This window comes from Rhizobium sp. CC1099, assembly GCF_029714385.1.
GTDB lineage: Bacteria > Pseudomonadota > Alphaproteobacteria > Rhizobiales > Rhizobiaceae > Rhizobium.
The window spans coordinates 4,116,527-4,135,836 of record NZ_CP121641.1; the positions used below are offsets into that span (position 1 = coordinate 4,116,527).

Annotated in this window: 19 protein-coding genes; 13 read left to right on the forward strand and 6 right to left on the reverse strand. The window is 60.3% G+C overall.

The genetic code is table 11. The annotated features are described in order from the left end of the window. The first annotated feature begins 371 nt into the window (after positions 1 to 371). The 10 genes from QA644_RS20420 to QA644_RS20465 all read left to right on the forward strand — a co-directional run bounded on the left by QA644_RS20420 (position 372) and on the right by QA644_RS20465 (position 9,919). Positions 372 to 569 carry a Flp family type IVb pilin gene (locus tag QA644_RS20420; RefSeq protein WP_283070301.1) on the forward strand — a complete coding sequence of 66 codons (198 nt, stop codon included), beginning with the start codon at positions 372 to 374 and terminating at the stop codon, positions 567 to 569. Positions 570 to 652: 83 nt separating this feature from the next. Then, positions 653 to 1,165, forward strand: a complete 513-nt coding sequence (locus tag QA644_RS20425; RefSeq protein ID WP_283070303.1) for a prepilin peptidase — start codon at positions 653 to 655, stop codon at positions 1,163 to 1,165. A 110-nt stretch (positions 1,166 to 1,275) separates the two neighbouring features. Then, a complete protein-coding gene (gene cpaB / locus QA644_RS20430) occupies positions 1,276 to 2,088 on the forward strand; it encodes a Flp pilus assembly protein CpaB (RefSeq protein WP_283070305.1) in 813 nt (270 codons plus the stop codon). A gap of 10 nt (positions 2,089 to 2,098) precedes the next feature. Further along, positions 2,099 to 3,604, forward strand: a complete 1,506-nt coding sequence (locus tag QA644_RS20435; protein ID WP_194728658.1) for a type II and III secretion system protein family protein — start codon at positions 2,099 to 2,101, stop codon at positions 3,602 to 3,604. Continuing rightward, positions 3,601 to 4,338 (forward strand): CpaD family pilus assembly protein, encoded by a 738-nt coding sequence (locus QA644_RS20440; RefSeq protein ID WP_283070307.1) that lies wholly within the window; start codon positions 3,601 to 3,603, stop codon positions 4,336 to 4,338. The genes QA644_RS20435 and QA644_RS20440 overlap by 4 nt, the downstream gene beginning before the upstream one ends. Before the next feature lie 19 nt (positions 4,339 to 4,357). Next, positions 4,358 to 5,638 carry a CpaE family protein gene (locus tag QA644_RS20445; protein WP_283070309.1) on the forward strand — a complete coding sequence of 427 codons (1,281 nt, stop codon included), beginning with the start codon at positions 4,358 to 4,360 and terminating at the stop codon, positions 5,636 to 5,638. A 32-nt stretch (positions 5,639 to 5,670) separates the two neighbouring features. Further along, positions 5,671 to 7,146 (forward strand): CpaF family protein, encoded by a 1,476-nt coding sequence (locus tag QA644_RS20450; RefSeq protein ID WP_183925853.1) that lies wholly within the window; start codon positions 5,671 to 5,673, stop codon positions 7,144 to 7,146. Beyond that, complete coding sequence (locus QA644_RS20455; protein WP_283070313.1) at positions 7,146 to 8,153, forward strand: type II secretion system F family protein; 1,008 nt, start codon at positions 7,146 to 7,148, stop codon at positions 8,151 to 8,153. The genes QA644_RS20450 and QA644_RS20455 overlap by 1 nt, the downstream gene beginning before the upstream one ends. A 15-nt stretch (positions 8,154 to 8,168) precedes the next feature. Next, entirely contained in the window at positions 8,169 to 9,152 is a 984-nt protein-coding gene (locus QA644_RS20460; protein ID WP_194728661.1) for a type II secretion system F family protein, read from the forward strand. A 134-nt stretch (positions 9,153 to 9,286) separates the two neighbouring features. Next, positions 9,287 to 9,919 carry a LysE family transporter gene (locus QA644_RS20465; RefSeq protein ID WP_283070315.1) on the forward strand — a complete coding sequence of 211 codons (633 nt, stop codon included), beginning with the start codon at positions 9,287 to 9,289 and terminating at the stop codon, positions 9,917 to 9,919. Between the two features lie 6 nt (positions 9,920 to 9,925). Here the strand turns inward: QA644_RS20465 and QA644_RS20470 are convergent, their stop codons facing one another. Continuing rightward, positions 9,926 to 10,750, reverse strand: coding sequence for a tetratricopeptide repeat protein (locus tag QA644_RS20470; RefSeq protein WP_239596083.1), 825 nt, complete (start codon positions 10,748 to 10,750; stop codon positions 9,926 to 9,928). A gap of 143 nt (positions 10,751 to 10,893) precedes the next feature. Here QA644_RS20470 and QA644_RS20475 point away from each other — a divergent pair, with 143 nt between their 5' ends. The 3 genes from QA644_RS20475 (at position 10,894) to QA644_RS20485 (ending at position 13,611) form a co-directional block, all read left to right on the forward strand. Further along, a complete protein-coding gene (locus QA644_RS20475) occupies positions 10,894 to 12,279 on the forward strand; it encodes a M17 family metallopeptidase (protein ID WP_194728663.1) in 1,386 nt (461 codons plus the stop codon). Between the two features lie 115 nt (positions 12,280 to 12,394). Next, the gene (locus QA644_RS20480; protein WP_028739383.1) at positions 12,395 to 12,745 is read left to right on the forward strand and encodes a MarR family winged helix-turn-helix transcriptional regulator; all 351 of its coding nucleotides are present in this window, start codon (positions 12,395 to 12,397) and stop codon (positions 12,743 to 12,745) included. 11 nt (positions 12,746 to 12,756) lie between these two features. After that, entirely contained in the window at positions 12,757 to 13,611 is an 855-nt protein-coding gene (locus tag QA644_RS20485) for an NlpC/P60 family protein (protein ID WP_283070319.1), read from the forward strand. Here the strand turns inward: QA644_RS20485 and QA644_RS20490 are convergent, their stop codons facing one another. The 5 genes from QA644_RS20490 to QA644_RS20510 all read right to left on the reverse strand — a co-directional run bounded on the left by QA644_RS20490 (position 13,612) and on the right by QA644_RS20510 (position 19,249). Continuing rightward, positions 13,612 to 14,463 (reverse strand): ABC transporter permease, encoded by an 852-nt coding sequence (locus QA644_RS20490; RefSeq protein WP_283070320.1) that lies wholly within the window; start codon positions 14,461 to 14,463, stop codon positions 13,612 to 13,614. A gap of 2 nt (positions 14,464 to 14,465) precedes the next feature. Further along, entirely contained in the window at positions 14,466 to 15,413 is a 948-nt protein-coding gene (locus QA644_RS20495; protein WP_283070322.1) for an ABC transporter permease, read from the reverse strand. A gap of 245 nt (positions 15,414 to 15,658) precedes the next feature. Next, positions 15,659 to 17,191, reverse strand: coding sequence for an ABC transporter substrate-binding protein (locus QA644_RS20500; RefSeq protein ID WP_283070323.1), 1,533 nt, complete (start codon positions 17,189 to 17,191; stop codon positions 15,659 to 15,661). A gap of 123 nt (positions 17,192 to 17,314) precedes the next feature. Then, on the reverse strand, positions 17,315 to 18,220 hold the full coding sequence (locus QA644_RS20505) for a LysR family transcriptional regulator (protein ID WP_239596067.1): 906 nt from the start codon (positions 18,218 to 18,220) through the stop codon (positions 17,315 to 17,317). A gap of 42 nt (positions 18,221 to 18,262) precedes the next feature. Continuing rightward, positions 18,263 to 19,249 (reverse strand): P1 family peptidase, encoded by a 987-nt coding sequence (locus QA644_RS20510; protein WP_283070324.1) that lies wholly within the window; start codon positions 19,247 to 19,249, stop codon positions 18,263 to 18,265. Positions 19,250 to 19,310: the final 61 nt, after the last annotated feature.

The following is a 19,310-nucleotide window of genomic DNA, read 5'->3' on the forward strand; positions in this document are numbered from 1 at the left end:
CTCAAGACAGAATGGAAAAAAATGGTGAATGAAGCTTTAAGAATTGCCGGCTCTGCCTGATGATGGGACGTGTTTATCCAAATTGGGTCAGGCAAGGAGGATTTCCTGGGGCATAGTGATCTGTAATGACGCAGCCTATGTAATGTTTTGATGCATCCCGAAGATCGATGTTTTATAGGATTCGCAATATAGATAAATTTGAATATATCCGAGTAACGCAATACTTACCATGGAAATTTCTACTTTAGCATTTACGATCTGGTAACCCTCTTCCTTAAGCCGATTGAAACAGCCCCTCGCTAGGTTGTGGCATCCGATCAACGGCAACAGTTGGCGGACGTGCTGAACCTCAACTGGAGTTAGGAGTAACCATGACCAAGCTTTTTAGCCGTTTTCTGAAGGACGAATCCGGCGCGACCGCAATCGAATACGGCCTGATCGCAGCGCTGATTTCCGTAGCGCTCATCGCCGGCGCCACCAGCCTCGGCACCAAGATCAATGCCACGTTCAACAGCCTTGCGACGACCATGAACGGTGCTGCCGCAAAGGGCAACGTTGCCATCCCGTGATGGTTGCCGGTGGCAATGAGTGATGAAATCAGGCTCACAGCTCGAAGCGGTGAGCCTTTTCATATTTCGCACAGGAGGCGCGGATGACCGCAGCAGCAATTTTTGTGGTTTTCCCTCTCTGTCTCGCGATCGCGGCATTCTCTGACCTGTTCACCATGACAATCCCGAACCGTGTACCGCTTATTCTCGTCATTTCATTTCTGATCGTGGCGCCGCTTTCCGGGATGTCAGTTCCGGTGATCGGCATGCATCTTTCTGCAGGTCTCGTCGTGTTATGTGCCTGTTTCGCGCTCTTTGCCTTAAATACAATGGGCGGAGGGGACGCGAAGCTTCTCAGCGCTGCTACGCTCTGGTTCGGCTTCGATCAAAGCTTGATCTTCTTTATTGGCTGCGTCGGCGTGATCGGCGGTTTTCTTACGCTGTTCATTTTGATGATACGTTCGCAATCCAATACGATCCTTGCTATCGGTCTGCCTATTCCGAATTCACTCCTGCTCACTAAGAAGATTCCTTATGGCATCGCAATCGCGATTGGCGGCTTCATGGCGTTCCCGTACTCGCCGATGCTGATTCATGCGCTGGAAACGTTGAAGTAACGGCGGTTTAAACGTCCGTTAACTTAAAATGTAAGTGTTCCGTTAACTATAATTACACCAATTCCTGAGCATTCTTCGGGGTGAACATGCCGTCTCCCGAGGACTGAATAATGAAGCCCGCCCGTTTGATGATACTTTCAGTGGCCGTCGTTGCCGCTGGGCTCGCCGGTTTTCTGGCGATGAAGCTTGCCGGGCGGGGCGGTGTCGTCACGCAGGTGCAATCGGTCGTCGAAAAGGAACCGACGGTCAATGTGCTGGTCTCGAGCGCCAATCTACCGGTCGGCGCCCGCATTGACGACAAGGCGGTTCATTGGATGCCCTGGCCGCGGGGCGCTGTCGTTCAGGGCTTTATCACCGAAGCCGACAAGCCGGATGCGGTCAACGATATGCTGGGCGCGGTGGTCCGCCTGCCGATCTTCGAAGGCGAGCCGATCCGGCCGGAAAAAATCGCCGACTCCAACAGCCGTATACTCTCGGCGCTTCTGCCCGCCGGCAAGCGCGCCGTCGCAACGGAAATCTCGGTCGCAACCGGCGCCGGAGGCTTCATTCTTCCGAACGACCGCGTGGACGTCATCATGGTCCGCAGGGCGCAGGGAAGCGACAAGTTCCTGACCGAAGCCGTGCTGAGCAATGTCCGCGTGCTCGCCATCGATCAGCAGATCCAAGAAAAAGACGATGGTTCCAAGGCTGTCGTAGGCACCACGGCGACCCTCGAACTGACGCCCGATCAAACCAAGGTTCTGACTGTCGCGCAACAGATGGCCGACAAACTGTCGCTTGCCTTGCGTTCCGTAGCCGACGCGCAGGAGCAGGATACGAGTGCCGCCGACTATCTCCTGAACGGAGACAATGGAAGCGCGCTGGTTCAGGTCATCAAGTCCGGTTCGATCGTCACAGACAGCAGTGCGCCAAAGGCCGAGTGAGGGGAAATTAATGGTCAACACAATGCGGCGCACCAAATCTTTCCTCGCAGGCTTCCTCACACTGGCGATCGTCGTTTCGGGGCTGACGCCTCCTGCCTTCGCGCCACTCGTCGGCGCAGGGATTGCGCATGCGGAATCGGAAGGCGTCATCCAGATCTCGCGGACCGGTCCCGGCGCCCACCGCCGCCTGAAACTCGGTCTCAACAAGGCACTCGTCGTCGACCTGCCCGAAGAAGCACATGATATCCTCGTCTCCGATCCGTCGATGGCGGATGCCGTAACGCGCACCTCGCGCCGCATCTACCTCTTCGGCAAGAAGGTCGGCCAAACCAACATCTTCATTTTCGGGAGCGATGGCCAGGAGGTCGTGAGCCTCGACATCGAAATCGAACGCGATGTCTCCGGTCTCGAGACGAACCTGAGGCGCTTCATCGTCGACTCCAATATCAAGGTCGAGATCGTGTCCGACAACATCGTGCTGACCGGCACCGTCCGCACGCCCCAGGATGCCAAGCAGGCGGCCGACCTCGCCCAGGCATTTCTGAACGGTGGCGAAGCGACGACGCGAACCGAGACGGCCGCCAGCAGCGCCCAGCAGGGCGATGTCGCGATTTTCGCCGAGGCGCGCCAGGAATCGCAGGTCGTCAATCTGCTGCAGATTGAGGGCGAGGACCAGGTCACGCTCAAGGTGACGATCGCCGAAGTTCGCCGCGAGATCCTGAAACAGCTAGGCTTCGACAATCTCGTATCGAATTCCTCGGGTATGACCGTAGCGCAACTCGGAACACCCGCGACGGATAGCGCCACTGCGACGGTCGGCGGCGGACTTGCCGCTCTCTTCAAGAGCTCGATCGGCAAATACGACATATCGACATATCTGAGCGCCCTGGAACAGGCGAAGGTGGTGAGAACCTTGGCGGAACCGACCCTGACCGCCATTTCCGGTCAGGCCGCAACCTTCAATTCCGGCGGCCAGATTCTGTTTTCGACGACAGACAACGACGGCAACGTGACAATCGTTCCTTACAGCTACGGCATCAACCTGGCCTTCAAGCCCGTGGTTCTGTCTTCGGGACGCATCAGTCTCGAAGTCACAACGAATGTATCGGAGCCGACGGCGTCCGCTTCGGGATCGCGGCCGACTTTTCAGCGCCGTTCTGCCGAGACATCCGTCGAGCTTCCGTCCGGCGGCTCGATCGCACTTGCCGGCCTGATCAGGGACAACGTTTCGCAGACAACGAACGGCACCCCGGGTGCAAACAAGATACCGCTTCTCGGCACCTTGTTCCGGCAGAAAACCGTGCAGCGCGACGAGACCGAGCTGGTAATCATCGCGACGCCCTATCTTGTCCGCCCCGTCGCCCGCAACCAGCTCAACCGGCCGGATGACAATTTCAGTCCGGAACATGATGGCCAGGCGTTCCTCATGAACCGTGTCAACAAGGTTTATGGCCGCCGCGAAGCGCCGGTGGCAGATGCGCAATTCCACGGTTCCATTGGGTTTATCTACAAATGAGCGGCGCAGGATCGAAAACGATGAAACGATATGGTGACCGGGCGATGGCTCAAAGCGCGAAATTCCCGATGCGGTGGGCCATGCTTGGCGCGGCGGTACTTGCGGGCGCGATGCTTTCCGGCTGCGCGGCTCCCCGCGACAATCTGACAACTGGCGGTATCCCCGACGATTACCGCCAGCGCCATCCGATCGTGGTGGCCGAGGCCGAGCAGACGGTCGACATCCCGGTCGCCTCGACGGATCGGCGCTTAACGATTGCCCAGCGCGATATGATCCGCGGTTTTGCAGCCAATTATACATCCCGGGCTTCCGGCCCGGTTTATGTCATGACCCCGCAAGGCTCGCCAAATTCGGCTGCCGCAAGCCAGTTGCGGAACCAGGTGCGGGCCGAGCTCTCGAAGAGAGGGATACCGAGCTCGAAGATCGTCAATGCAAGTTATTCGGCAGCTCCTGGCGATGCAGCGCCGATCCGCCTCAGTTTCGTCGGCATGACAGCCATGACCACGCAGTGCGGCCAATGGCCGAAGGATATCGGCGGCGGCTTCGACAACCAGAATTATTACAATTTCGGCTGCGCTACCCAGAACAACTTAGCAGCACAGATTGCCAATCCGGAAGACCTGATTGCGCCGCGCGGCATGACGCCGATCGATGCTGCGCGCCGCAATGACGCCATCACTGAATATCGCGAATACAGGACCGTCCTTGAACACAACAACTCAGGCACCTTCTAATGAGGAGCGGATCCAGACGATGAGCCCGATCGAATACGAGATCAAGAACACGACGGAGCTCCAGCATGCGGAAGACGCCGTTCGCATGGGCGAGCTGGAAAATATGCGGCCGCTGCCGCGTATTTCCGTGCACGCTTTCTGCGAAAGTGAGGCGCTTCAGCGGGTGATGGAGCGCTGCGGCAACGACCGGCGGATGGCCAAGGTGAGCCTGCGGATCACCAGCGGCGGCATTGCGGCCGCTGCGAACATGTTCGCCAGCGCTCCGACCCCCAACCTGATCATCCTCGAAACCAAGGCCAATGCGGCAAGCCTGCTCTTAGAGCTTGCGCCGCTTGCGGCCGTCTGCGATCCGAGCACCAAGGTCGTTATCATCGGCTACTACAACGACATCGCGCTTTACCGCGAGCTGATCCGCAACGGCATTTCCGAATACATGGTTCAGCCGATCGCGATGCCGGACGTCATGATGGCCATGGCGTCGATTTTCGTCGACCCGGATGCCGAGCCGCTTGGCCGCAGCATTGCCTTCATCGGATCCAAGGGAGGCACCGGTGCCTCGACGATCGCCCACAATTGCGCATTCGGCATCTCCAATCTCTTCTCGACCGAGACGATCCTCGCCGATCTCGATCTGCCTTACGGCACGGCAAATATCGATTTCGACCAGGACCCGACGCAGGGGATCGCCGAGGCGGTCTTTGCTCCAGATCGGCTGGACGAGGTCTTTCTCGACCGATTGCTGACGAAATGTTCGGAACACCTGTCGCTGCTTGCAGCACCGTCGCTACTCGATCGCGCCTATGATTTCGATGGCCAGGCATTTCAGCCGGTTCTTGAAGTCCTGCAGCGCAGCGCGCCGGTGACGGTGCTCGATGTTCCGCACGCCTGGTCGGAATGGACGCGCTCGGTCCTGGCTGCCGCGGATGAGGTCGTTATCTGCGCCGTTCCCGATCTTGCGAACCTGCGCAACGCAAAGAACATGCTCGATGCCCTGCGCAAGCTGCGCCCGAACGATAAGATGCCGCATCTGATCCTCAATCAGGTCGGCATGCCGAAGCGGCCGGAAATCGCTCCGTCCGATTTCTGCGAACCGCTCGAGATCGAGCCGATCGCGATCATTCCTTTCGATATCGGTCTGTTCGGCAATGCCGCCAATAGCGGTCGCATGATCTCGGAGATGGATCCGAAATCGCCAACCGCCGAAACCTTCTCGCAGCTGGCACACATCGTCACCGGCCGTGTGGCCATCAAGAAGACGAAACGCGGCGGGCTGATGGGGCTGCTGAAGCGCGCCAAGTAAGAGACGAAAACGAGTAGATTGGATTTTGTGGTATGTTCGGAAAACGCGGAAATGAAGGCTTCGGAAAGGGCGGCGCCGTAAGCGCACCGCCACCGCCGCCTGCCGCGGCGGCTCCTTCTTCCGCGCCCGCCGTGCTGGTCGAGCCGGCAAGAGAGCCTGGCCGGCCCCAGGTGACACCGCCGCCGATGCAGACCCCACAGCGCCGGCGGCCGGCCCGCACCGACGAATATTACGACACCAAGGCGCAGGTCTTTTCGGCGCTGATCGATACGATCGACCTGTCCCAGCTTGCCAAGCTCGACGCCGAAAGCGCTCGCGAGGAAATTCGCGACATCGTCAACGACATCATCACCATCAAGAACTTCGCAATGTCGATATCCGAGCAGGAAGAGCTGCTCGAAGACATCTGCAACGATGTTCTCGGCTACGGCCCGCTGGAACCGCTGCTCGCGCGCGACGATATCGCCGACATCATGGTCAACGGCGCCGGCAAGACCTTCATCGAAGTCGGCGGCAAGACGGTCGAATCGGAAATTCGCTTCCGCGACAACGGCCAGCTCCTCTCGATCTGCCAGCGCATCGTCAGCCAGGTCGGCCGCCGCGTCGATGAATCGAGCCCGATCTGCGACGCCCGTCTTCCGGATGGCTCGCGTGTCAACGTCATCGCCCCGCCGCTCGCCATCGACGGACCGGCGCTCACGATCCGTAAATTCAAGAAGGACAAGCTGACGCTCGATCAGCTCGTCCGCTTCGGCGCGATCACGCCTGAAGGCGCAACGCTCTTGCAGATCATTGGCCGGGTGCGCTGCAACGTCGTGATCTCCGGCGGTACCGGTTCCGGCAAGACGACGCTTCTGAACTGCCTGACGAACTATATCGACAGAGACGAGCGGGTCATCACCTGCGAGGATACGGCGGAACTGCAGCTGCAGCAGCCGCATGTGGTTAGGCTGGAAACCCGCCCGCCGAACATCGAAGGCGAAGGCGAGATCACCATGCGTGATCTCGTCAAGAACTGCCTTCGCATGCGTCCGGAACGCATCATCGTCGGCGAAGTGCGCGGACCGGAGGTTTTCGATCTTCTGCAGGCGATGAATACCGGTCATGACGGCTCGATGGGAACGATCCACTCGAACTCGCCGCGCGAATGCCTGAGCCGTATCGAATCCATGATCGCCATGGGCGGCTACAGTCTCCCGGCAAAGACCGTTCGCGAAATCATCGCCGGCTCGATCGACGTCATCATTCAGGCAGCGCGTCTTCGCGACGGCTCGCGGCGCATCACGGCGATCACCGAGGTGATCGGCATGGAAGGCGACGTGATCATTACCCAGGATCTGATGCGCTACGAGATCGAAGGCGAGGACGCTGGCGGCCGACTGATCGGCCGTCATATGTCGACCGGTATCGGCAAGCCGAATTTCTGGGATCGCGCGCGCTACTACAACGAGGAAAAGCGCCTGGCCGCCGCCTTGGATGAGATGGAAGCAAAGTCGAAGGAAGTATGATGTTCGGTCTCGATCCGATAGTGCTCGCCATCATCGTGCTGGTTGCGGTCGCTGCGGGCGCGGTTTGCTATGGCCTGCTCTTCAGCCGTATGGAGACCGAGAAGAAAGCTGCCAATCGCGTCAGCCGCGTCGCTTCAACCGAGACCGACCGGGTGAAGGTCAAGGCCGCTCGGGACCGTGTCCAGGAAATGTCGAAACGCCGCAAGTCGGTGCAGGACAATCTCAAGGACCTCGAAAAGCGCCAGCAGGAAAACACAAAACGGAAACTGTCGCTGAAGTCGCGGCTGACCCAGGCGGGCTTTGCGATCACGCCCGCCAAATTCTACATGTTCAGCGCCGCCTTCGGCCTGTTCCTGATGCTCATCGCGCTGCTTGCCGGCGCGCCGATGCTGGTCGTACTTGCGCTTCCGGTCGTTGCCGGCCTCGGCCTGCCGCGGTGGATCCTGGGCTTCCTGATAAAGCGCCGCCAGAACAAATTCCTCGACGAATTTCCGAACGCGCTCGACGTCATCGTGCGTTCGATCAAGTCCGGCCTGCCGCTGAACGACGCGATCCGCCTCATCGCAAACGAGGGCCGCGATCCGGTGAAAACCGAATTTCGCCGTGTCGTGGAATCGCAGCAGGTCGGCCTCAGTGTTCCCGACGCCTGTGCGCGCATGACCAATTACATGCCGCTGCAGGAAGTAAGCTTCTTTGCGATCGTCATCGCCATTCAGTCGCAGGCCGGCGGCAATCTTTCCGAAGCGATCGGCAATCTCTCGAAGGTTCTCCGCGACCGCAAGAAGATGAAGGCCAAGGTGAAGGCGCTGTCGATGGAGGCCAAGGCTTCCGCCGTCATCATCGGCGCTTTGCCCTTTATCGTCGCCACGCTCGTCTACCTCACGTCACCGCAATACATGATGGTTCTGTTCACCGATCCGCGCGGGCACCTCATCATGGGTCTATCGGCGGTCTGGATGTCGATCGGCATCTTCGTCATGCGCAACATGGTCAATTTCGACATCTAGCCGGAGGCAAGCGTCATGTCAGCAGATCTTGCAGCGCGATTGACCGATCCGGCCATGCTAGTCGCACTTCTTGTTGCGATCGCTGTCTTTGCGACCTTCTACACGATCGCCGTTCCCTTCTTCGAGCGCGGCGACCTGAACAAGCGCATGCGCGCCGTTTCGACGGAGCGTGATCAGATTCGTGCGCGCGAGCGTGCCCGTATGAACACGGAGGCGGGAAACAAGGCGTCGCTTCGCAACCAAAACAATCGCTCTGTTCGCCAGATCGTCGAGCGCTTCAATCTGCGCAAAGCGCTGGTCGACGAAAACACGATGAACAAGCTGCGCGCAGCCGGCTACCGCTCGGAAAACGCTCTGAACACCTTCCTCGTCGCCCGGTTCTTTCTGCCCTTCGTTTTCCTCGCCCTCGCCGCCTTTTGGATTTTCGGTCTCGGCAACCTCGCAGCCAAGCCGCTTCCTATCCGCCTGCTTGCTATGATCGGCACGGGCTATCTCGGTTTTTATGCGCCGAACATCTTCATCTCGAACCGCATGTCGAAGCGTCAGCATTCGATCAAGCGTGCCTGGCCGGATGCGCTCGACCTGATGCTGATTTGCGTCGAGTCCGGCATCTCGATCGAAGCAGCGATGCGCCGCGTATCGGAAGAGCTCGGCGAACAGTCGCCGCCGCTTGCCGAAGAGATGGTGCTGACGACGGCCGAGCTTTCCTTCCTTCCGGACCGCCGTCAGGCGCTCGAAAACCTCGGCACGCGCACACAGATCGATCTCGTGCGTTCAGTCACCCAGGCCCTCATTCAGGCCGACCGTTACGGCACGCCGATTTCGCAGGCGCTGCGTGTTCTCGCACAGGAAGGCCGAGACGAGCGCATGAACGAGGCTGAAAAGAAGGCGGCTGCCCTGCCGCCGAAGCTGACCGTTCCGATGATTTTGTTCTTCCTTCCCGTTCTCGTTGCCGTCATCCTCGGCCCGGCCGGCATCCAGGTCGCCGACAGGTTCTGATGTCGCTTGCAGGCGGGGCGGAAACCAGCTAGCCGTAGTTTTCGCGTGACTGGCGAATGAGATCGAAGACCATCGGGAAGCGCTGATGTGACCGCCGCTCGCCTGGCGTCTTTCTAAATCAGGAGCGAGCCTTTATGTCTTCCGCAGCCATCCTCACCAGCATTTTTGCAGCACTGATGGTCGGAGCGGTGAGCCCCGGCCCGAGTTTCGTCGTCGTTTCCCGCATCGCCATTTCCCGCTCGCGCCTTGATGGCCTGGCAGCGGCGCTCGGGATGGGTGTCGGTGGCGTGATGTTCGGCATTCTTGCGCTCGCAGGCCTGACGGCTTTGCTGACGCAATTCGCGTGGCTTTACCTGGTGCTGAAGTTTGCAGGCGGTGCCTATCTCGTCTATATCGCGTTTCGCATCTGGCAGGGCGCGAAGGCGCCCATCGAGGTGTCCGGTGCGGTTGAGGGCAGGGCGTCGCTCGGCCGCAGTTTCTCGATGGCGCTGCTGACGCAGCTCAGCAATCCGAAGACCATCATCGTCTATGCGAGCATATTCGCAGCGTTTCTGCCGAAAACCGTACCCGCAGGTGTCATGATCGGTCTGCCGATCGGAATCTTCGCGATTGAGGCCGGATGGTATTCGTTCGTGGCGCTGGCTTTCTCCGCCCGCCGTCCGCGCCAGGTCTATTTGGCCGCCAAGCACTGGATCGACCGCGCTGCCGGGCTTGTCATGGGCGGGCTGGGTTTGCGCTTGATCTTCTCCGGCGCGATGCTTCGGTAGTCGAGATCAGTTGGTGTTGCTTGCCGGCGCGCTGTCCTTCGCCGCGAGTTTCTGCCATGAATTCTGCTGGGAAAGCATTGAACGCAAATAGGCGACGTTGGCGTCTGCCTGCTGCGGCGCGAGTTCGCGGCGGGCGATCTCTTCGGCCTCCGGAAAACGTCCCTGCAGGCCGACAGCAAGGGCGAGGTTCTGCCTGACACGGCTATCGGCGCCCGGCTGGCTCGCCGCCTGCTTGAGATAGGTTTCGGCGGTCCTGAGATCGCCTGTCAGCACGTAGGACATGCCGAGATTTGAAAGCACGGAAGGCTCGTTCGGCATGATGTCCAGCGCATCGCGATAACGCGCTCGCGCATCGCTGGGCTTGCCCATCTGGTCGAGAATCGCGCCCTGGGCAGAAATGAGCTTCCAGTCGGGCCGGTCCGGGGTTTGCGCCCGGCCGATCGTGTCGAGCGCTTGCTGGAACTGTCCTGCGGCCGCCTGGGCCTTGCCGTAGGCAGCAAGGACATTGCGGTCTTTGGGATTGGAAATCGCAACCTGCTGCATGACAGCAAGCGCCTGCGCGTCGCGCCCGGCCATGCGCAGCAGGTTGGCGTAGTTGACGCCGTTTACCGGATCGCGGGGGTTTTTCTCGTAGGCCTGCCCGACCCGGTCCGTCATTGCGTGCAGCTCGTTCGCATCCATGGTTTCGACCGGCTTTGTCAGCTTCGGCACCGAACCCGTCGTCATCTTGTCCTTGGTCGTCGAGCAACCAGCGAGCGCGGTGACAACCAGCGCTGCGGTGACGTACTGGAAAATACGGTTCTTGAATGGATGGATGGCCGGGAGAGGCATTGCGCTTTCCTGAATTCAGAAACTGGCGTTTGACCTCTAAGCGGAACAGGGAAAGGTTTGACGCAATCTTCACTCCAGCAATAGTCTGTTAACCCTAACGGACCGTTAAGAAAACGATTCCCGGACATCGCCGAAGGATAAATATGGCCCCCTATCAGTTCATCGAGAGACCGACGCCTTTCAACACGAAAGGCGGTTCCACATTGCCGATCTTCGCGGTCACGCCGGCGCATATCGAGACCGGCACGATCGATCCGATCGCGCTCGATTGGGCGAAGAAGGCAGGCTACAAGGCGGAAAGCGGATCGCTGCTGCTGATCCCGACCGCCGCCGGCCATCTCGGCGGCGCGCTTTTCGGCCTCGGCGCCAATCCATCGGAGCAGCCCTATATCACCGGCAAGCTTGCCCGTTCACTGCCCGCCGGCGACTGGCATATCGAAACCGCACCGCTGACGGCAAACCGCCTGTCGCTCGGTTTCGGTCTCGGCAGCTACCGTTTCGACCGCTATCGTTCCGACAAGCAGGCAGCCGCGACGCTGATGATCCCGCGCGATGCCGATGGCGCGGATATCAAGCGTCAGCTCGCAGGCGTGTTCCTCGCTCGCGATCTCATCAACACACCGACCAATGACATGGGCCCCGAACAGCTCGAAGCTGCCTTCCGCGGCCTTGCCGAGCACTACAAGGCGGAAATGTCGGTCACCATCGGCGATGATCTGCTGAAGGAGAACTTCCCACTGGTCCACACCGTCGGCCGCGCCAGCGCCGACGCGCCACGGCTTCTGGAACTGCGCTGGGGGAAGAAGGGCCACCGCAAGGTTACGCTTGTCGGCAAGGGCGTCTGCTTCGATACCGGCGGCCTCGACATCAAGCCGGCCTCCTCCATGCTCTTGATGAAGAAGGACATGGGCGGTGCGGCGAACGTGATGGGTCTTGCGCTGATGATCATGGACGCGAAGCTGAAGGTCGATCTCCGCGTCATCATTCCCGTCGTTGAAAATTCGATTTCGGCAAACGCGTTCCGCCCGGGAGACATCTACAAGAGCCGCAAGGGCCTGACAGTCCAGATCGACAATACCGACGCGGAAGGCCGCCTGATCCTCGCCGATGCGCTGGCTTATGCCGACGAGGAATCACCGGATCTTTTGATCGACATGGCGACGCTGACGGGCGCTGCCCGCGTTGCGCTCGGCCCCGATCTTCCGCCCTTCTTCACGGATGACGAAAACCTTGCCCACGATCTGACTGAAGCAAGCCTCGAGACGGACGACCCGCTGTGGCGGCTCCCGCTCTATATGGGCTATGACAAGGATATCCGCGCCAAGATCGCCGACATCACCAACGCTCCGGCGGGCGGCATGGCGGGTGCGATCACGGCGGCGCTGTTCCTGAAACGCTTTGTCAGCAACGCGAAGAGCTGGGCGCATTTCGACATCTACGGCTGGGCGCCGACCGAGCGCGCTCATTCGCCAGGCGGCGGCGAGGCGCAGGCGATCCGCGCGCTTTACCACCATATCCGCCGCGGCTGACCGCGATCGTTAAAATTTTATTCACCTTGGGGGGCGGCAGATTCTGCCGCCTCTTGCCTGCCAGCATCCTCTCGCGGAAAGTAGAACGGTAGCGTAATGATTTTCCGGAGGAGCCTTGCCGATCGAATTGACTGCCTCGCAGGCCCTGCGGCTTTGGCACGGCGTTACGCTTAACCAGGTTCACCATGACGAACGTGATTTGACGTTGCGCCAGATGGCGATCCTGCTGCATATCTATCTGGTGCCGCCGCCCCATACGGTGCGGGGGCTTGCCGCGACGCTGAACGTAACGAAACCGGTTATCACCCGGGCGCTGGATACCATGGGCGAAATGGGCCTTGTCGATCGGGCACGCGACGAAAGCGACCGGCGGAACGTGATCATCAAGCGCACCGTCGGCGGCGCGCTCTATCTCGAGAAGCTCGGCGACCTGGTGCGTGACCAGGGGCGCCGCCTGCCGATCTAAGTGGAATGGAGATGACGATGCTCGACCGCCGCCTGCATGCCTATCGGCCGGATCTTGCCGAAGCGAGTCTTGAAGGCAAGGTCGAAGCCTTGCGCTTCGTTTCCGGTATCCCGGCGCGGATCGCGGTTGCCGTTGCACCGCTTCGCCCGCAACCGGATATGTCAGTCGGCATCGATACGGAACTGCTCCTCGGGGAGGATGTAACGGTCTTTGACCGCGCCGGCGGCTGGTGCTGGGTAAAGGCCCGTTCGGACGGTTATGTCGGCTATATGCCGGAGGAAATGCTGTCCGACGCCCAGACGGAGCCGACACATATCGTCACCGTGCAGCGCACCTTCCTCTATCCGCAACCGGAATTGCGAAAGCCCTATAAATCCGTGCTTTCCATGGGCAGCCGCGTCAGGGTCGCGGGTGAGGCAGAGGTGCGCGGAAATCAGTACGTCGTTCTGGAGGATGGCACCGCAATTTTTGCAAGGCATGTCCAGCCCGTCGCCGCCGGCAAGGATGACGATTATGTCGAGATCGCGTCGCGCTTCATGAATGCACCCTACTTGTGGGGCGGCCGTTCGGGCCTTGGCATCGATTGTTCCGGTCTCGTTCAACTGGCCATGCTAATGACCGGCAAAAGCGCACCGCGCGACACGGACATGCAGGCAGCAAGCCTCGGCGAAAGGATCGATCGCACCGGACTTCGCCGCGGCGACCTCGTCTTCTGGAAGGGACATGTCGCAATCATGGAGGACCCCGAAACGATCATTCACGCCAATGGCTACACGATGACTGTCGCCCGCGAGAATTTCGAGGCGGCTGTCAAACGAATAGGCCAGCTCTACCAAAAGCCGACCGGCTACCGCCGTCCGGTCTGATCAAAATCGCCGCGGGTCGAAGAAATCGCGCAGTCCATCGCCCAGCAGGTTGAAGCCGAGAACGGCAAGCCCGATCGTAAGCCCTGGCAGGACGGCAAGCCATGGCGCCAGCCCAAGATAGGTTTGGGAATCGGCGAGCATCCGGCCCCAGGTCGGCGCCGGCGGCGCCACGCCGAGGCCAAGGAAACTTAAACCGGCCTCGGTGAGGATCGCCAGTCCAAGCTGGATCGCGGCATGGACGATGATCTGGTTCATGATGTTCGGCAACACATGGCGCACCGAGATCGTCAAGCGGCTGTTGCCGATCGCGCGCGCCGCCAGCACATAGTCGCGGCTCCAGGCCTGAAGGGCAGCAGCAAGTGTGACCCGCGCGAAGACCGGGATCATGAAGACGGCAATCGCTGTGATCGCCGTGAACCTGCCGGATCCGAGAAAAGCGCCCAGGATCATCGCCGAGAGGATCGGCGGCAGCGCGAAGATGACGTCGCAGACGCGCATCAGCAGCGTTTCGAAAATGCCGCGGGTGGCTGCCGCCGAAATGCCGGCAACCGAACCGATCGTGCCGCCGATGGCGACCGCGGTGATGGCGATCGACAGCGAATTCCAGCATCCGGCCATCAGCATCGAAAGAACGTCGCGGCCGAATTGATCGGTGCCGAGCACGCCGAAAGCGAAGGGCGGCTGCAGTTTGTAAATGATCTGCATCTTTGCAGGGGGCAGCGGCGTCCAGACGAGTGACAGAAGTGCAACCGCAACAAGCAATCCGACGATGGATGATCCGGCGAGAAGCTTTATTTGCCGGCTAATTATAAATGGCCGTCGTTTGATGGAACTGTCGGAAGCGATCGCCATTGTCACACATCCCTTCGCAGTCGCGGGTCGATCGCGAGATAGGACATATCGACGAGGAAATTCATGATGACGACGAGCGCGGCAAAGAACAGCACGACGTCCTGCATGGCGATGATGTCGCGTTGCGACAATGCCTGAAAGGCAAGCCGTCCAAGACCTGGAAGGTTGAAGACGTTTTCGACCAGAATCGCGCCGGCCACCAGGAACGTAAACTGCAGTCCAAGGGTCGTCAGGATCGGCACCAGCGCATTCGGCACGGCGTGCCGCCATAAGACTGCGCGGGCCGACAGTCCCTTCGCGAGCGCCGTCCGCGTGAAATCCTCGTGCAGTGTTTCCAGTACCGCTGTGCGGGTGACGCGCGTCAGCACGCCTGCTTGCGGAAGCGCTAAAGCTGTGGCGGGCATAACCAGCGCCTGCAGTGCAGGCCAAAGCCCGGCACCCCAGCCCGGAAAGCCACCTGCCGGCATGAGCCCAAGTGTCGTCGAAAACAGGATGATGAGCAGCAGTGCCACCCAGAAAGCCGGAACGGCAATGCTTACCTGTGAAAAGAGCGTCGCTATGATAGCGGCGATGCCGTCCCGCCGTGCTGCCGCGAAGGTACCAAGCGGCACGGCTATGGCGACGGAAAGGAGGATCGCGAGCAGCGCCAGCGGCAGCGTTACTGCCAGCCGCTCGAGGATCAGCCCCGCAACCGGCACGCCATAGGTATAAGACTGCCCGAGATCACCGGAAAGCACCCCGGCTACCCATTGGCCGTAGCGAAAGAGCAGAGGCTGGTCGAGCCCGAGTTCATGGCGAAGTGCTGCCAGCGTCTCCGGCGTCGCCGAGGTTCCGAGCATGATCGAAGCGGCATCGCCCGGCAGAAGGTCCATGACAGCAAAAATCAGGAAAGAGACGGCGGCAAGCGTCAGGATCAGTCCGGCAAAGCGGCGGCCAAGAAGCGCGATCATAGGCGCGGCTTACTTGCGGCCGACGCATTCGTCGTTCTCCTCATTCCTATCCTTCGACTTGCTCCGGGGTTCAGCACAGGAATCCAGCCACGGCGCGTCGGCGTCGCGAATGACTCGATCGAAGGAGTCTTTTGCGCCCAAGGAATTCGGCGTTCTGGAGCCCTGTGACAAGCACACGGATGAGGGAGAAGAGAATTGCGCGTCACCTATTCACGCCTTCTGCATATCCAGCACAAAACCCAGCCTCACTCCTTCCACGCCACATTCGTCAGAACATTCGAAGGAATCGGCTCGTTTTCCCACAAGCCCTTCAGATTCTTGTCCCACACGCCGAGCTTGGGCATGACGAATAGATATAGCGCCGGCACATCCTCGGCGAGGATTTTCTGCGCCTCTTCGTTGATCTTGATCTGCAAGGCGGGGTCGGTCGTCTCCTGCACCTTCTTCACCAAATCGTTGAAGACCGGGTTCTTGTAGTTGAAGTAGTAGGGATCGCGGGAATAGATGTCGATATCCATCGGCTCGGCATGCGCCACGATGGTCATTTCGTAGGCGCGGTCCTTCATCACATCCTGAACCCATTTTGCCGGAAATTCGGTCGGTTCAATGTTCATGGTCACGCCGATCTCGGCAAACATTGCCTGCATGACCTGGGCGCTGCGTGGCGCATAGGCCATCTGCGGCGATTTGATCGTGAAGGTGAAGCCATTCGGATAACCGGCTTCCGCAAGAAGTGCCTTCGCCTTTTCGGGATTGTAGGGCAACACACCGGTCATGTCCTGATAACCCGGATCGTTCGGCGTATAATGGCTACCGATCGCCGTGCCGAGGCCCGACCAGGCCCCGTCGATCACCGTCTGGCGGTCGATCGCCATCATCAGGGCCTGGCGCACTCGCTTGTCGTCGAAAGGCTTCCTGGAATTGTTCATGCCCGCAACGACCTTGAGCTCGGTATTGCCGATCTTCGTCACGAGCCGCGGATCACCTTCGAACGAGCTCATCAGCTCGGGTGCCGCGAATTCCGGAATGGCGTCCACGTCACCTGCCTTCAGTGCGGCAGCCTGTGCTTGCGGGTCGGCTATGAAGCGAAAGGTCACCTTGTCGAGCTTCACAGATACTTGGCTGTTCCAATAGGCTTGGTTTTTCGCGAGCTCGACCTTGTCGCCCTTCGCCCAGTTGACGAATTTGAACGGACCGGTTCCGACCGGGTGCGTCTTGTCGCTCGCAGTGGAGTTCGGACCAACCATGACCGATGCCGGCCAACCAAGCCAGTAAAGCAGGCTTCCCGTCGGCTGCGAGAGGTGCAGCACCAGCGTTTCGGGATCGGGCGTATCGATGGAGGCAATCGAGGCGAAGAAGCGCTTCTGCGGATTGACCGAATCTTTGCCGCGGGCACGCTCCAACGCGAACTTGGCCGTAGCGGAATCGAAGGTTTCGCCGTCGTGGAACTTGACGCCGGTCTGCAGCTTGAACGTATAGGTCAGCCCGTCCGGCGAAATTTCCCAGCTCTTGGCAAGCTGCGGTCGGACCTTGCCGCTCTCATCGATAGACACCAGCCCTTCAAAGATATTCTGCCAGGTCACCTGACCGATCGCGACCGGCGCGGCGATTGTCGGGTCGAGCCCCGTCGGCTCGACGCTCATGCCGAGATTGAGCACCGCCTTGCCCGCTTGAGCCGGCATGACGACGCTTGCCATCATCACGACGGAAAGGGCAGCGCTGAGGGAGAGGCGTTGGGCAAGGCGTGTGAAAGGAGCCGGCAAAAGCCTGGTGATCATAATCCTGCGGATCCCGAAAAAGCGGTGTGAAATTGATGCGAACATTTTGTGTTCACAGTGTATCGAAAAAAGCTACACACTAAAAACAGAGAAAATGCAAGCTGTCTCCTTGCGCGACCGGCCTCAGCGGCTCTTCAGTTTCGTCCGCATGAAATTCTCGATGAACCCGATGAGCTTGCCGGCCGCGAAGGAGAGCTGCCGGTCCGGTGCGATCGAGAGCGCGACATGGGTGCGGATGGAGGTTTCGCTGGAAAGAGGGATTGCAGCAAGCTGACCCGCCTCGATCTCGCGGCGAACAGCAAGTGCCGGCAGGAGCGTCACTGCGCTGTCGCTGAGCACGAGTTCCTTAAGCATTTCCAGCGAACTTACCGTGAAAACCGGGTCGATCGTCAGCCCCTGCCGCTCGATAAGTGCATCGAAGCTCTGGCGGAAACCAAATGACTTCTCGGGTAGGGCGAGCGTATCGCGCGCAAGTTCGCGAAGGGTGATTTCCTTGCGGCCTGCCGCTGCATGACGCGCCGAAACGATCACGTCGTAAGCGATTTCAAAGCGCGTCACCACTTTTGCCTCCGACATCGGCGGCGCAAAAAGCGTCAGCGCCATGTCGGCCTGTGCTGCGTTCACCGCTTCGATGGCCTGCCGCGCGCTGGTGATCATCACTTCAAAGCGGATATTGGGGTAACTGCGGCTGAATTCCGAAAGCGCGGGTGCGAGCAGGCTGGTGACGATCGCTCCATTGGCGTAGATGGTCACCCTACCGCGCGCGATCCCCTTGAGATCTTCGATCAGCTGTTGCACGTGCTCGAGTTCGCGAAGTGTCCGCCCGGCGCGCGCGGCAAGCAGCTCACCTGCGGCCGTCAGCGTCACGCCGCGCGCGCTGCGTTCGACGAGCGCAGCGCCGAAATGCTCTTCGAGATTCTCGATCTGGCGGCTGACGGCAGTCGGCGCAACGCCCAGGTTCTCGGCAGCCTGGCGCATGGACTTGGTCCTAACCAGCTCGTCGAAATACATCAGGGCCCGGATCTGCATTTTCTCTCTCCGCCGCTTGGCCTTGTTACTCTGTCCGGGCAATCAACGCCCGTCCGGGTAGAGCTCCCGCCAGGCCGGCTGCGCACCCTCGTAAGGCAGCGTTGTCGCTTCGTAAACACCGCGCGCGATGGCGCGGGCCATGACCATCCCCGCAAGATGGCAAAGCTCCATCAGTTCGCCCATGTCGGCCATCGCTCGTGCACCGGTCGAGGCAGCAAAGACCGTATCGCCGTCGAGCGGCAGATGCGCCGGAAGCAATGCCCTTGCCAGACCGTCATGTGCGCCCAGCGAAAGCCGGTGAGCCTCGGCTTTCGTCAGTGCCGCATCGGTCACCACCGCACCGATCGTGGTTGCAGGCGCCATCACGCCCTTCAGCCGCAAGCGATGATCTATCACCTGCGGCATTCCGAGCCCGCCGAATTCGTTGTCTCGTTCGAAGGGTGCCGCCCAGAAATGCGGCCCGTCGCCGATCGTTGCCGAACCGAGCGCATTGACTGCGACGATTGCCGCCACCCGATGCCCAGCGCTGCTGACCGTGCTTGCCGAGCCGAGCCCGCCCTTGAATGTCGCTGTCGTCGCACCCGTTCCAGCCCCGACCGTTCCAAGCGGAAATTCGCCTTTCGTCGCCGCCTTGAAGGCCGCATAGCCCATCTCCCGGTAAGGCGAATGCAGGCCCCAATCCTTGTCGCCGCCGTTTAGAAGATCGAAGAGGATCGCCTCGGGTACGATTGGCACGCGCACCGTGCCCACCTGGAATCCGCGGCCGGCTCCCCTCAGGCCGGCCTGGACGCCGCCCGCCGCATCCAGCCCAAAGGCCGAGCCGCCGGAAAGAACGAAGGCATCAACCTTCTCGACCGTCATCGACGGATCGAGCAAGGCGGTGTCCCGGCCTGCGGGCGCGCCGCCGAGAACGGCGGCCGAAGCCGTCGCCGGTTCGTCGAAGATAATCGCGGTGACGCCGGAACCGAGCTTTAGGTCCGTTGCGTGGCCGATCGAAACGCCTTCGATATCGGTAATGAGATTGAGCAAGTGCGCCGTCCTTGTTGACGTCGGATAGGATCGCAACCAGCACGAAAAAACAAGACCGGCC

Bases quoted from the DNA above. Each gene is read 5' to 3' on its own strand.
- QA644_RS20445 (WP_283070309.1), top strand. From the start codon at position 4,358: ATGAGCCCGATCGAATACGAGATCAAGAACACGACGGAGCTCCAGCAT.
- QA644_RS20420 (WP_283070301.1), top strand. From the start codon at position 372: ATGACCAAGCTTTTTAGCCGTTTTCTGAAGGACGAATCCGGCGCGACC.
- QA644_RS20470 (WP_239596083.1), bottom strand. From the start codon at position 10,750: ATGCCTCTCCCGGCCATCCATCCATTCAAGAACCGTATTTTCCAGTAC.
- QA644_RS20435 (WP_194728658.1), top strand. From the start codon at position 2,099: ATGGTCAACACAATGCGGCGCACCAAATCTTTCCTCGCAGGCTTCCTC.
- QA644_RS20485 (WP_283070319.1), top strand. From the start codon at position 12,757: ATGACGATGCTCGACCGCCGCCTGCATGCCTATCGGCCGGATCTTGCC.
- QA644_RS20495 (WP_283070322.1), bottom strand. From the start codon at position 15,413: ATGATCGCGCTTCTTGGCCGCCGCTTTGCCGGACTGATCCTGACGCTT.
- QA644_RS20460 (WP_194728661.1), top strand. From the start codon at position 8,169: ATGTCAGCAGATCTTGCAGCGCGATTGACCGATCCGGCCATGCTAGTC.
- QA644_RS20505 (WP_239596067.1), bottom strand. From the start codon at position 18,220: ATGCAGATCCGGGCCCTGATGTATTTCGACGAGCTGGTTAGGACCAAG.
- QA644_RS20450 (WP_183925853.1), top strand. From the start codon at position 5,671: ATGTTCGGAAAACGCGGAAATGAAGGCTTCGGAAAGGGCGGCGCCGTA.
- QA644_RS20425 (WP_283070303.1), top strand. From the start codon at position 653: ATGACCGCAGCAGCAATTTTTGTGGTTTTCCCTCTCTGTCTCGCGATC.
- QA644_RS20475 (WP_194728663.1), top strand. From the start codon at position 10,894: ATGGCCCCCTATCAGTTCATCGAGAGACCGACGCCTTTCAACACGAAA.
- QA644_RS20490 (WP_283070320.1), bottom strand. From the start codon at position 14,463: ATGGCGATCGCTTCCGACAGTTCCATCAAACGACGGCCATTTATAATT.
- QA644_RS20500 (WP_283070323.1), bottom strand. From the start codon at position 17,191: ATGATCACCAGGCTTTTGCCGGCTCCTTTCACACGCCTTGCCCAACGC.
- QA644_RS20455 (WP_283070313.1), top strand. From the start codon at position 7,146: ATGTTCGGTCTCGATCCGATAGTGCTCGCCATCATCGTGCTGGTTGCG.
- QA644_RS20465 (WP_283070315.1), top strand. From the start codon at position 9,287: ATGTCTTCCGCAGCCATCCTCACCAGCATTTTTGCAGCACTGATGGTC.
- QA644_RS20440 (WP_283070307.1), top strand. From the start codon at position 3,601: ATGAGCGGCGCAGGATCGAAAACGATGAAACGATATGGTGACCGGGCG.
- cpaB (WP_283070305.1), top strand. From the start codon at position 1,276: ATGAAGCCCGCCCGTTTGATGATACTTTCAGTGGCCGTCGTTGCCGCT.